General features: G+C 59.0%; 11 protein-coding genes and 1 pseudogene. 9 read left to right on the forward strand and 3 right to left on the reverse strand.

Annotated elements, in window-relative coordinates; genetic code table 11:
* Positions 1 to 23 precede the first annotated feature (23 nt).
* The 3 genes from RHM58_RS16355 to RHM58_RS16365 all read left to right on the forward strand — a co-directional run bounded on the left by RHM58_RS16355 (position 24) and on the right by RHM58_RS16365 (position 2,605).
* A complete protein-coding gene (locus RHM58_RS16355; protein ID WP_201255766.1) occupies positions 24 to 962 on the forward strand; it encodes a LysR substrate-binding domain-containing protein in 939 nt (312 codons plus the stop codon).
* A gap of 16 nt (positions 963 to 978) precedes the next feature.
* A complete protein-coding gene (locus tag RHM58_RS16360) occupies positions 979 to 2,169 on the forward strand; it encodes a low temperature requirement protein A (protein ID WP_322270756.1) in 1,191 nt (396 codons plus the stop codon).
* Positions 2,170 to 2,239: 70 nt separating this feature from the next.
* The gene (locus tag RHM58_RS16365) at positions 2,240 to 2,605 is read left to right on the forward strand and encodes a 5-carboxymethyl-2-hydroxymuconate Delta-isomerase (RefSeq protein ID WP_322270757.1); all 366 of its coding nucleotides are present in this window, start codon (positions 2,240 to 2,242) and stop codon (positions 2,603 to 2,605) included.
* Between the two features lie 3 nt (positions 2,606 to 2,608).
* On the opposite strand, the gene RHM58_RS16370 is transcribed toward RHM58_RS16365, so the two are convergent.
* Both RHM58_RS16370 and RHM58_RS16375 read right to left on the reverse strand, forming a co-directional pair.
* Positions 2,609 to 3,544, reverse strand: coding sequence for a LysR family transcriptional regulator (locus tag RHM58_RS16370; protein WP_322270758.1), 936 nt, complete (start codon positions 3,542 to 3,544; stop codon positions 2,609 to 2,611).
* Positions 3,545 to 3,812: 268 nt separating this feature from the next.
* Entirely contained in the window at positions 3,813 to 4,748 is a 936-nt protein-coding gene (locus RHM58_RS16375) for a LysR family transcriptional regulator (protein ID WP_322270759.1), read from the reverse strand.
* Positions 4,749 to 4,921: 173 nt separating this feature from the next.
* On the opposite strand from RHM58_RS16375, the gene RHM58_RS16380 reads away from it, so the two are divergent.
* The 6 genes from RHM58_RS16380 to RHM58_RS16405 are packed head-to-tail and all read left to right on the forward strand — an operon-like array spanning position 4,922 to position 11,830.
* Entirely contained in the window at positions 4,922 to 5,539 is a 618-nt protein-coding gene (locus RHM58_RS16380; RefSeq protein ID WP_201255762.1) for a thermostable hemolysin, read from the forward strand.
* Positions 5,536 to 7,101, forward strand: coding sequence for an AMP-binding protein (locus RHM58_RS16385; protein WP_201255761.1), 1,566 nt, complete (start codon positions 5,536 to 5,538; stop codon positions 7,099 to 7,101). Before RHM58_RS16380 ends, RHM58_RS16385 begins: the two co-directional genes overlap by 4 nt.
* On the forward strand, positions 7,076 to 7,957 hold the full coding sequence (locus tag RHM58_RS16390) for a TauD/TfdA family dioxygenase (protein ID WP_201255760.1): 882 nt from the start codon (positions 7,076 to 7,078) through the stop codon (positions 7,955 to 7,957). The genes RHM58_RS16385 and RHM58_RS16390 overlap by 26 nt, the downstream gene beginning before the upstream one ends.
* A gap of 9 nt (positions 7,958 to 7,966) precedes the next feature.
* Entirely contained in the window at positions 7,967 to 9,094 is a 1,128-nt protein-coding gene (locus RHM58_RS16395) for an aminotransferase class III-fold pyridoxal phosphate-dependent enzyme (protein WP_322270760.1), read from the forward strand.
* Complete coding sequence (locus RHM58_RS16400; protein WP_201255758.1) at positions 9,072 to 10,412, forward strand: aspartate aminotransferase family protein; 1,341 nt, start codon at positions 9,072 to 9,074, stop codon at positions 10,410 to 10,412. The genes RHM58_RS16395 and RHM58_RS16400 overlap by 23 nt, the downstream gene beginning before the upstream one ends.
* 2 nt (positions 10,413 to 10,414) lie before the next feature.
* Positions 10,415 to 11,830 (forward strand): amidase, encoded by a 1,416-nt coding sequence (locus tag RHM58_RS16405; protein WP_201255757.1) that lies wholly within the window; start codon positions 10,415 to 10,417, stop codon positions 11,828 to 11,830.
* A 100-nt stretch (positions 11,831 to 11,930) separates the two neighbouring features.
* Here RHM58_RS16405 and RHM58_RS16410 read toward each other — a convergent pair.
* Positions 11,931 to 12,840, reverse strand: a pseudogene (locus RHM58_RS16410) (DMT family transporter).
* Positions 12,841 to 12,856: the final 16 nt, after the last annotated feature.

Here is a 12,856-nt window from a genome sequence, read left to right on the forward strand (position 1 = left end):
GTCTTGGGGACCGGGGGCAGTGGATGAATCGCAACGAACTACGCAAGGCCGACATCAACCTGATGGTGGTGTTCGAGACATTGATGCTCGAACGCAACGTGACGCGGGTGGCGGAGAAGCTGTTTCTCGGCCAGCCGACCATCAGCGCCGCACTCAACCGCTTGCGCACGATGTTCAACGATCCACTGTTCATTCGCGTCGGTCACCGCATGGAGCCGACGGCCCGGGCTGAGGAAATCATTCAGCACTTGTCGCCGGCGTTGGATTCGCTGTCGGTGGCCTTGAGCCTGACCCACAATTTCGACCCTGCCAGCAGCACCATGACCTTTCGTATCGGGCTGTCGGACGATGTCGAGTTCGGCTTGTTACCGCCGCTGCTGCGCGCCTTGCGCCAGGAAGCGCCGAAAGTGGTGTTCGTGGTTCAGCATGTCGATTACTGGCGGATTCCCGACCTGTTGGCCTCCGGCGATATCACCGTCGGCATCAGCCAGACGCGTGGGCTGCCGGCCAACGCCAAGCGCAAATTGCTGCGGCACATCCAGCCCAGTGTCTTGCGCGCCGATGCGTCCGACACGCCATTGACCCTCGATGAATATTGCTCACGGCCGCACGTGTTGGTGTCGCACACCGCCAACGTGGCCGGTTTCGCCGATGAGTGGCTGGCGGAGATTGGCCGCAAGCGTCATGTCGTGCTGTCCGTGCCGCAATACAGTGCCTTGCCGGCCCTGTTGGCCGGGACCGATCTGATTGCCAGCCTGCCGGACTACACCGCGATCGCCATGGCCGCCTCGGGTCATTTGTTCAATGAGCCGTTTCCGTTCAAGACGCCGACCCTGGACTTGTCGATGGTCTGGCTCAGCCACGTCGATACCGACCCCGCCGAACGCTGGTTGCGCTCGCGCCTGGAAGCGTTCATGAGCGAGCGCGGTCTGGCCGATCCCCAAAGTTCGGGTTCACACTGATAACGGAGACATTGCGATGAGCCAATCCCGTTCTTTGCTGCGTGGGCGCGGCAGCCATGACAGTGGCAAGGTGGGCATGGTCGAGTTATTTTTCGATCTGGTGTTCGTGTTTGCGGTGACCCAGCTCTCGCATTCCCTGCTGGCGCATTTGTCGGTTGGCGGCGCGGTGCAGGTCGCGTTGTTGATGGTGGCGGTGTGGTGGGTGTGGATCTTCACCTCGTGGATCACCAATTGGCTCGATCCGGAAAAATTGCCAATCCGTCTCGGGCTGTTTGGCCTGATGATCGCCGGTTTGCTGCTCTCGTCATCGATTCCCAAAGCCTTCACCGATCACGGGCTGATGTTTGCCGGGGCGTTCGTGTTCATGCAGGTCGGACGCACGCTGTTTGCGATCTGGGCAGTGCGTGGCGAACCGCTGAACATGACCCGCAACTTCCAACGCATCCTTGCATGGCTGGTACTGTCCGGGGTGTTCTGGATCGCTGGCGCGTTTGTGCAAGGTGATCAGCGCCTGGCCTTGTGGGCACTGGCGCTGTTGATCGAACTGGTCTCGCCTTCCCTGTATTTCTGGGTGCCGGGGCTCGGGCGTTCGACGCTGCAGGACTGGAATGTGGAAGGCAATCACATGGCCGAGCGCTGCGGGCTGTTCGTGATCATTGCCCTGGGCGAGTCGCTGCTGGTGACAGGCGCGACCTTTGCCGAACAGGCGTTGAGCGTGCAAGGCGTGACGGCGTTTGTGGTGGCGGTGCTCGGCAGCATTGCCATGTGGTGGGTGTATTTCGACACCGGCGCCGAGCGTGCCCACCATCGCATCGTTCATTCCTCCGACCCCGGCCGGCAAGCGCGGATTGCCTACACCTACCTGCATGTCTTGATTGTCGCCGGGGTCATCGTCAGTGCGGTGGCTGATGAGCTGGTACTGGTGCATCCGGATCACGCCAGTGACGCCGGCATCCTCGCGATCATCGCCGGGCCGTGGTTGTTTTTACTGGGTAACGCCCTGTTCAAATGGGTTATGGCTGATCGGCTATTGCCGCCGTTGTCCCATTTGGTCGGTCTGGGATTGTTGCTCGTGCTGCTGCCGCTGGCGTTGAATCATCTGTTTTCGGCGTTGGTGCTGGGCGCGTTGACCACGGCAGTGGTGATGTTGGTGGCGGCTTGGGAAACCATCGCGCTGCGCGAATCCCTGGGCGCACCGGAGCATTAAAAGCTGCCTGGGAGTAGGGCGGCTCTGTGTTATATGTAGGCCCTTTCTGCCAACTCCCAGGAGCACCGTCATGCCTCATCTGCACATGGAATACACCGCCAACCTGCCCGAGCTGAACGCCGACGTGGCGCTCATACGGCTCAACAATACGTTGGTGGCTTCCGGTCAGTTTGCGGCGGAGTTCGATATCAAGAGCCGCGCCATTAAGGTCGAGACCTTTAAAGTCGGCACCAGCCTGGGCGAGCGTGCGTTCGTGCATGTGAAGCTGGCGTTGCTGAGCGGCCGCTCGCCGCAGATCAAGAAGCAACTGTCCGAGAGCTTGTTGGCCGTGGTGCAGGAGTTGTGTGAATGGCCGAAGGATGTCGAAGTCCAGTTGTGCGTGGAAATCCTCGACATTGATCGCGAGTCCTACACCAAGACAGCCATCAGCCATTAAGTATCAGGCGGCCTGCTGCTCGGCGCAGGCCTTGACCACTTGCTCACGCAGCCACGTGTTGGCGCTGTCCTGATCGACGTTTTGGCTCCATTGCATATCGAGGCTGAACCCCGGCAAACCGTTGGGGGCTTCGCAATGATTGAACACCGCCCCGCTGGCCAGCAAACGCTGGATGCGCCGGGGCACGGTCAGGATGAAATCAGTGCCGGTGATCATTTTCAGTGCTGCGCTGTAGCTATTGGATCGCGTGACGATCTGGCGCTTTTGCGCCTGACGCTCCAGCCAGCCATCGACGATGTCGGTGGTGGAGGACCACGGTGTCGGGAACACATGCCGGCGTGCGGTGAAGGCTTGCAAGCTTAAACGCGGTTCCAGTGGTGTGGCGCGTTTGTCGAAGACGCAGACCAGATCGTCTTCGAGCAGCCTTAGGGATTTGAAGTCGTTGTGGTTGCGATGGAAGTTCGGGCCGAAACAGATCACTAGGTCGAGGCTGCCGTCACGCAAATCGTCGGCCGGTATATCGGTTTCGAATTTATGCAGGTTGACGTTCACTGGCAGGTCAGCGAAATCGAAGCGCTTCAACAAGCGCGGCAGGATCAACTGCTCGAAGTATTCCGGTGCGCAGATGTTGAAGGTGACTGGCTGTGCGGTCGGGTCGAACGCCTGGGCGCTGGCATGACACAGGTTGATGCATTCAAGGATCTTCAGCACATGGGTATACATGATGCTGGCCTTGTGGGTGGGGCGCATTCCGGTGCGAGTATTGATGAACAACTCGTCCTCGAAACTGGTGCGCAGTTTTTTCAGGCAGTAACTCACGGTGGACTGACTGACGAAGAGTGCCTCCGACACACCGGTGACGCTGCTTTGCTCATACACGGCGATAAACACCATGAGGTCCTGCATATCGAGCTTTCTAAGCAAGTTACTGTTCAGCATCCGTACTGTCTCGCTGTGCTCCTTGCGCTGACTGTGCGCAAACGTGTGCGAACGATCCTAACGGAACGATGGTGCCAAGAGAATGCCTCGTAGGAAACTTCAGTGTCAGATGTGGGACACATCGTGTAGGTAACACGACCTGCTGCTTGAAAGTGATCAGCGTCGAGCCCAGGGAGCGCTGGTTATCCAGTCACCAAGTGCCGGAGTGATGGCCGGGCACTTGGACCAGATCGCAAGTTCACTTTAACTTGTATCTTAATAATTCCTATTACAGCAAACCGTCCTGCGCGCAAACGCTGACAATCTGTTCGCGAAACCAGTTATTGGCGCTGTCATGGCCCGGTTTCTCGTTCCACAACATGTCCAGGGTAAAGTTGGGTAAACCGGTCGGTGGTTTGCAATGGCTGTATTTTTCTTCGTTACCGAGCAGCATCTGGATGCGCCGAGGCAGGGTGAGCACGAAATCGGTCCCGGTAATCATATTGAGTGCCGCCACGTAACTATTGGCCCGCGCGACAATTTGCCGGCTGTAGGCCCATTTGCTCAGCCAGCCATCCACCATGTTGGTGTCTGAAGTCCAAGGGGTCGGGAAGATGTGCTGGCGTGCGACAAAGGTATCCAGGCTGAACTCGTCCTCTGGCGGCGCGAAGTTTTTGTCGACGACGCACACCAGATCATCTTCCAGCAGTATTTGTGATTTAAGATTTTTAGAACTGCGATGAAAGTTTGGACCAAAACAAATAACCAGATCGAAGCGGCCATCCATAAGCTCTTCGGTTGGAATGTCTCTATGAAACTTCTGGATATTTACAATGACCGGGAAACTGCTGCCGATAAAGCGCTTTAATAAGTTTGGAAGAATCAGTAGTTCAAAATATTCGGGCGCGCAAATATTAAAAGTTATCTCTTTTTGCGTCGGGTCGAATGCATGCAGTCCGGAATGGCATATGTTTATGCTTTTAAGGATTTTAAGGACGTGACCGTACATGGTGGTGGCTTTGTTGGTTGGCCACATGCCATTGCGGGTATTGATGAATAGCTCGTCATCGAAGCTCGTGCGCAGCTTTTTCAAGCAGTAACTCACGGTGGACTGGCTGACACATAGGGTTTCGGAGACCTCGGTGACGCTGCTTTGCTCGTACACCGCCACGAACACCATCAGATCCTGCATATCCAGCTTTCTGAGCAAATTGCTATTAAGCATAAAATCCGTCTCGGTGAAAATCCATGTACGTCACTGTTCGTTGTATTTGTGACAGGGTTATTTATTTATATATTAGCGGAAGCAATTGGTTTTTTAAATAGTCTGTCGGACGTTTCCTCCATATATTCTCGCTCACTTTAAAAGGAGTCCTGAATAGGGACAGGGAGGTCAAAGTGTTGGTACGTGTCACGGAGAGTCAGACACCGTTGTGGGTTCAGGCGACTGAAGTTGTGAAGGAGAAGTTTCGCAGCTCTTATAACGCCTCCGTAGAGCCGAGCCCGCAGTATTTTGCGCTCACTCTAGACAGTGAGGAACGTATTCTTTCTTGCGCCGGTATAACGTTTGCGGATCACCGCACATTGTTCTCTGAACAATACCTGTCGCAACCGATAGAAACGATACTGTCCGAACGTTTTGAAAAGACGATCGATCGGTCAACTATCGCTGAGATCGGCAGTTTGATTTCTCATCACCTGACGGCCGGAATGATCATGGTCAACATGATTCCGCTGCTGGCCTGGTGCATGGGCGGCCACTATCTGTTGTGCACCGTCACGCCCCGGGTCCGGGAAATGATGGAAAGCTGCCAGATCGATTTCGAGCCGCTGCTCACCGCAGACCCCCAGCGCCTGGCCAATGATGGCGGCAAAAACTGGGGAAGTTACTACTCGAAAATGCCGGTCACCGGTTTTATCCGCGTCGACCCGAAACGCTCGCGATTCGCCGCCATGACCCTCGGCACCTTGTTCACCCAGTTGCCGACCGATCTGCCAGCGAGGGCGCAGCCATGAGTGCTCGCTTCATTGCCGACCTGCGGCAGGCGTTGCAGGTCAATCGCCAGAAAGTCTGTGCGATCGATTGCGCCCCGACGGGTCTGGAGCACGCCTCAGCCATGACCTACGGCGAACTGGAATCCCGGGCGTTGAACCTGGCGGCGGAACTGCAACGGCGTTTCGACACGCCCGCCCATGGCGACCACGTCGTGCTGGGCATCGCGACGCGCAACAGCAGCGACTGGCTGATTGCCGATCTGGCGTGCCTGTTCGCCGGGATCACCGCGTTGCCTTTGCCGCTGGCGTTCAGTCAGTCTCAGGCTGAGCACTTGGCCGAGCGCTGTGACGGGTTTCTGGTGGATGCCGCCGGGGAACGGACGCTGGCCGATCGCTGGATGCTCGACTTTCCTGACAGTCGCCTGCGCCGCATCAGCGAGCCGGCCCTGGAGCAATCGTTGCTGCGTGAGTCGGACGGCAGTGACTGGATCTGCAAAATCATTCACACCTCGGGCACGACCAGTCGGCCAAAAGGCGTGCGCCTGAGCACGGCGGCGGTGGGGGCGGTATTGACGTCGCTGCGGCAATGGATGCCGGTCGACGCCCATCGCAGTTACCTGTCGTTGGTACCTTTGAGCCTGCTGCTGGAACAAGTGACCGCTGCTTACTTGCCGCTGCTGGCCGGTGGGATCGTGTACTTCCTGCCCGAAGGTGAGCCGCTGCTCGGTGAGCCGGGGACTTCGCCACAGCGTTTGATCGAGTGGATTCTGCGGGTTGAGCCGACGGCCCTGACCGTGCCGCCGGTGATGCTCAATCGCTTTTACGAGCAACTGGCCCAAGGTGACGCGCCGGGCAAACGCCTGTCGCGTTACCTGCATTCGGGCGTGCACATCACCTGTGGCGGCGCGGCCGTCAGCCTCGATATCCTGAATGCCCTCGCCGAGGATGGAATCCCGGTGTTCCAGGGTTACGGGCTCTCCGAGAACGCTTCTGTGGTCAGCATGAACACCTTGGAGCACCAACGCCTGGGCAGTGTCGGCAAGCCGTTGCCGCATGTTCAAGTGCGTATCGGCGCCGACCAGACCATCGAGGTCAAGAGCAGCTCGTTGTTCAGCGGCTACTCGGGCAAGGACCCGAGCGCCTGTTCCATGTCTGACGATGGCTGGATGGACACCGGCGACCTGGGCGAACTGGATGCCGACGGCTATCTGTACGTTCGCGGCCGCAAGAAGAATGTGATCTGCCTGCCCAATGGCCGCAACGTCAGCCCGGAACAAGTCGAACTGGAATACCGTGAATACCCCGGCGTGCGCGATGCTGCCGTTTTTTTCGATGAAACCCATGGTCTGGTGGCATTGCTCTGTGTCGAGTCGGCACCGGATCGCGCTGACCTGTCCGCCTGGTCGACCCAACGCTTTTCCGACATCGAGCGACCGAGCCACCTGTGGTTACTGACCAAGGACGACCCGCTGCTCGAGCAACTCTATACCGTCACCGGCCGCCCAAAACGCGCCGATATCGCCACTGTTTTCTCCGACCTGCAAAGGACTGCATCTGATGAACACGCCTGCCTATCACTCTGAATGCCCCGACATCTCGATTATCGAGCCACATCATTTCGCCAGCCTGGGCAAGTCCGAGCTGTACCAATTGCTCGGGCAATACGGTGTCGTGCTGCTGCGCAACTGCATCCACAACGCTGAAGATTTCGGCACCTATGTGCGGCAGAACAGCTCGCGGCTGAGCCTCGACCCGGCGCGGATTATGGTCGGCGGCGCCGCGCAATTGGTGGATGCCGGTCGCCAGGCGATCGGCCTGCATTGCGAGAATGGCAACTCACCGTTCTGGCCGGACATCACCTGGTTCTATTGCCAGGAAGCGCCGCGCAAAGGCTCGCAAACCACGCTGTGCGACGGCGAGAAAGTGCTGGCGAAACTGTCACCGGCCTGCCGGACGTTTTTCGAAAGCAACCCGATTCGCTACAGCCGCACCGTGGCCGGCGACAAATGGCGGCGGCTGGTTTGTCACTATTCGCCGGCGCTCTCCGACCCGGCTGCGGTCAGCATCGACGATCTGCTGCAGATCATTGGCGATGATCCGCAGACGCTGATCACCTTCAATCCTGCCGATGATTCAATTCACTACGCCTTCAGCACCCCGGCGATTCTGGTCTCTGACTTCAGTCAGCGCCCGGCCTTCGCCAACAGCATTCTGGGGCCGTCCTTCAACTATGAAGTGCCGGTGATCGACACCGTGTCCGGGCAGCCGATTCCCCCGGAGTTCCTGGCCGAGATCGACAGGGTTTCTGCGCAATACACTTACCCGGTCGGCTGGCGTGACCATGACATGGTGATGATCGACAACCGTCGGGTGATGCATGGTCGCGAGGCCATCGTTGACGAGCGTCGCCGTATTTTCAACGCCTTGAGTTACCGCTGAGAACGATTGATGAAGACCAATAACAAACAAATAATCTCTGGTCAGTACGAGACGTATACCGACGGTAATGGCCGCCAGATCATCGATCTGGCCGGCGGATTTGGCTTTCAGGTACCTGCGGTGATCGAAGCGGTCAGCCATCAGGCGGACCGCATGGGATTGTCCAATCGCGTGTTGATGTCCGAACCCCTGATCGCCTTGTGCCGACGTTTGGCCGAGTTGCTGCCGCCACCGCTGGTCAGTTCTTATGTGTGCAGCTCCGGCGATGAAGCTTTTGAAGGGGCCTTGAAACTGTGCAAAGGCCTCAAGCCCAAGGGCAACACCCTCGTCTTCATCGAGGGCGGCGATTACGGCTCGCTGACTTACGGGCGTTGCCTGAACGCGCTGCAAAGCTATCAGGAGATCCGGCGTTTCCTCGGCTTCAAGCTCGTGGCGGTCAGGAATGTCCGCGACCTGGACGCGGTGGACTGGCACGACTGCTTTGCGGTTTGCCACACCAGCACGTTGCTGGATGAAGAGGGGCGCCTGCGACTGATCGACCCGGCGCTGCTCGATCAGTTGTATGCCGCGGCGGCCAAGGTTTCGGCGCCGGTCATCGCGGTCGATGTGCAAAGTTGCCTGGGCAGCCTGGGTACCTTGTTTGGTTTCCAGCGCTATCACAACTCTCCGGACATCGTGGTGTTGGGTGGAGCCTTGGGTGGCAGCGCGATTCCTATCGGCACCTACACCTGCAGCGAGCAGATGGCCTATCAGGTTTATGGTCGCAGCAGCCCGGCGAAACATGGCAGCACCACGGCCGGCAATCCGATGGCCTGCGTCGCTGCGATGGCGGCGCTGGATTACGTGCACGACAACAACTCGGCCCGCCAGTGTCTCGACAACGGCCAGATCCTGGCGCAAGCGCTCAATGCGTTCGGTGCCGTCGCGTGCGGTGCCTGGGTCAGTCTGCCGCTGGCCGTCGACGTCAACGCGGTCGACTTGTGCGAAGAGCTTTATCAGCGTGGCGTCTACGTCAGCCTACCCCGTGGTCGTGAATTGATTCTGCGTTGCCCGATCACCGCGCGAGCCGAACAGATCCAGCGTGCCTCGATGATCATTCAGGAGACTTTCAGCTATGTCCTTAGCCATGCCGCATGAACAACTGCTGGACGATTGCCAGCGGCATTGGAGTGCCTCGGCGGCCAAGCTCTATCGCCTGGGTAAAACCAGCGTCGAGAAGGAAACCGATGGCATCTTTGTCACCGATCATACCGGCAAGCGCTTCATCGACTGCGCCTGCAGTTATGGGGTGTTTATCGTCGGTCATCGTAATCCGGTGGTACGTGAGGCTGTGCATACACAACTGCACCAGATGGCCTGGGTTCCGGAAGGGCGGGTGCACCCGCAGCAAGATCTGTTAACCGAGCGCCTGCGGCAGTTGGTGCCGGGCGACTGGGGCGATGTGCAGTACATGGTGTCGGGCGCCGAAGCCATCGAACAGAGCATGCGTTATGTGCTCAAGGTGCAGAAGCACCGGCGCGGGATCGTGGTCATGAGCGATTCCTACCACGGCAAGACGCTGGCGGCGATGAGCATCCTCGGCCAGCAGCAACACCATCGCAGTTACGGCACCGGGGCGCCGGAGGTGACTTATGTGCCGTATGGCGATTTCGCCGCGTTGCAAAAAGCAGTGGGCGAGGGCGTGTGTGCGGTGTATGTCGAGCCGATTCTCGGCGGCGCGCACTTGCAGGTTCCACCCGTGGGCTACATGGCGAACATCCGTGCCCTATGCGATGCCACCCAGACCTTGCTGGTGGCCGACGAAATCCAGACTGGTTTCGGTCGCTGTGGCAAATGGTTCGCCGTGCAGTACGACGACGTCGTGCCGGACATCATGATCCTCTCCAAAGGCCTGACGGGCGGCTACACCTCGTTTGCCTGCGCGATGTACAGCCAGCGCCTGGCCGAGAAATACCCGCTGCACGTGATCGAGCCGGACCAGCGAACCAATGGCGGGCATCCGGTGGCATGCGCCTCGGCGCTGGCCGCTATCGATTACATCGAGCAGCACAACCTGGTCGAGCAATCGCGGATCAATGGCGGCTTGCTGCGTCACGGCCTGCAACGGCTGGCCCAGCGTTACCCGCAGATTATCGAGGATGTGCCCGGTGTCGGCCTGATGACGGGTTTGCGCTTGCGCGGCTCGGTCTACGAAGCGCTGATGAGCATGGAGTTGGGCAAGCGTGGCGTGCATGCCGGGCATTCGATGAATGAAAAAGCCGCACACCCGGTGCTGCGCTTTTACCCGCCACTGAGCATCACGCCCGAAGCGCTGCGGCATGTCCTGGCCATGACTGAAGAAGCCCTGGACGCCATCGCCCGGCGTCCGAAACTGGCGGTCAAGGCGTTTTCCCTGGTGGTCAGAAACATGTACCACATCCCCAACAAGCTGCTTCGCAGCAAAGCGGAGCATTGAGCATGTTCAATCCGGATACCTTGACCCTGCGCGAAATGGCCGGTCTGCTGCGACGCGGTGTGCTGACCAGCGCCAGCCTGGTGGATTTCTACCTTCAACGCATTGCCGAGCGTAACCCGCAGATCAATGCGCTGATTCAACTGGAGTCTGCCGAAGCACTGCGTCGGCAGGCTCGCGAGGCCGACGAGATGGCGCGCATCGGTAATATTCGTGGTCCGCTGCATGGCATTCCGATGACCATCAAGGATGTCTGTCATGTGCGCGGCTTCTGCATGTCGCGAGGGTTGGAGGAGTTGCTCGGCGAAGCCAGCGAAGAAGATGCCACGGTAGTCGCGCGGCTGCGGCAGGCGGGCGCGATCATCCTCGGGATCACCAATGTTCCGGAGCTGTGCATGGCGTTTGAAACCGACAACTTGTTGTACGGTCGCACGCTTAACCCCTACGACCCGCAACGTTCCGCCGGCGGTAGCAGTGGCGGTGAAGCGGCAGCCATCGCGGCCGGTTGCTCGCCAGCCGGGCTGGCCTCGGACGCCTGCGGCAGTGTGCGGATCCCGGCACATTTCAACGGCATTTGTGGCTTGAAACTGACCCAGGGACGGGTGCCGTTGACCGGCCAGTTTCCCAACGACCGCTCCGGGTTGTTTCATCTGACTTCGGCGTTTGGCGTGATGGGGCGTTATGTCGACGACTTGGCGCTGCTTGGGCCACTGATCAGCGGCGCTGATGGCCGCGACCCGGACACCGTCGATGTGCCGTTCACCGAAAGCAAACCCCTGTCCGGACTGCGTGTTGCATTGTCCTGGGAATCATCCCGAACCCAGGTTAGTTCGGCGGTGAAGCAGGTGCTGCAACGGGTCGAGTCGTGCCTGAGCAGCGTGGTTGAGCAGGTGACACTGACCGCTCCGCCAATGCTCGACGAGGCCAGCGATGTACTGTGGCGGGTGTTTATCACCGGCGCGGATGCCGGGCGAGGCTGGAAGAAGCTGTTTGCGTCGATGAACAAGCAGACCTACACGCCCGCCACCTCGGAATTGATCCGCTTGAGCGAAGAGGTCGAGTTGAGCGTGGATGAGATGAAGCGCGACTGGATCATGATCGATACGTTTCGCTATCAGTTGGCGAAGTTCTTCAATCAGCATGATCTGTTCATCTGCCCGGTGTTCCCGGACGTGGCGTTCGGTCACGGTGATTCGCTGCGCGAACGTGATCGCTATGCCTTCGTGTTCCCGTTCAGCCTCTCCGGTTCCCCGGCAGTGGTCATTCGCGCCGGGCATGACCCGGTCAGCGGGATGCCGATCGGCATCCAGATCGTCGGCCCGCATTGGCAGGAGGAACGCTTGCTGGCCGTGGCCAATTTCCTTGAACGGGAAATGACGCGCTGGAGCCCGGTAACCCCAAAGGCAACGACCCTTTACTGATTCCCCATGTGGGAACGGGCTTGCTCGCGAAAGCGGTGTGTTATTCAACAACGATGTCGACTGACACGGCCTCTTCGCGAGCACGCCCGCTCCCACAGTTTCAAGCAGTAACTGCTTTCACATTTCGACTACTCATCACCAGCGCCAACATCCCAACCCCCACCAGCAGCGCACCGCCGAGTTCCATCAGCGTCGGTTGCTGCCGCAGCCAGAACCAGTGGAACAGCGTGACAAACAGCGTGTTCAGGTAAACGTAGGAAATCACCGTCGACGGTGAAATCACCCCGATTGCCCGATGCAACAGCCAGAAGGTGGCGAGGGTGCCGAACACCGCCAGGTACACCAGCCACAACATATCGCGCACCGACAGCAGCGCACCACTGCGCCAGCCGCCGCTGAACAGGCAGAACACCAGCAAAAACACGGCGCCGAACAGCATGTTCCAGAAGGTCATCGCCACCGGGTCACGGCCCTTCAAGGTCTTGGCCTTGAAGCGCTGGCTCAATGGCGAATAGAGCGCCATCGCCAGGCAGCCGACGCCGAATACCAGCACCGGGTAGGGCGAGGGCAGTTCGCCTGGGGCCGAGCCCTTGAGGATCAGCAACACCGCACCGGTCGCCGCCATCAACATCGGCAGCAAGCGCGTCTTCAGGGTTGGGCTCGGCAGCAGGAACACCTCGAAAAACAGCGTCATCAATGGCACCAGCGTGTACAGCGTCGCGGTGTTGACCGCCGAGGTGTAGCGCAGCGCTTCAAACAGCGAACCAAAATACGTCGCCAGCAACAACCCGAGTACCGCATGAGCCAGCAAGCCTTTGGCCGAGATGGGTGCGGTGCTTTTCAACAACAGCAGCGGCAAGAACATCAAGGCTGAAAACAACAGGCGCAGCCCGGTCAGCAGGATCGGATCAATCGATTGGCCGACCTGCGCCGCTGCAAAAAGACGCGGCGATCAGCATCGCCCAAATCAGCATCCCCCAATGGGCTGCTGCAAAACCGACTTGCTTCATGAGTTCTTCCCTTGCG

Source organism: Pseudomonas sp. 10S4, from assembly GCF_034344865.1.
Lineage (GTDB): Bacteria > Pseudomonadota > Gammaproteobacteria > Pseudomonadales > Pseudomonadaceae > Aquipseudomonas.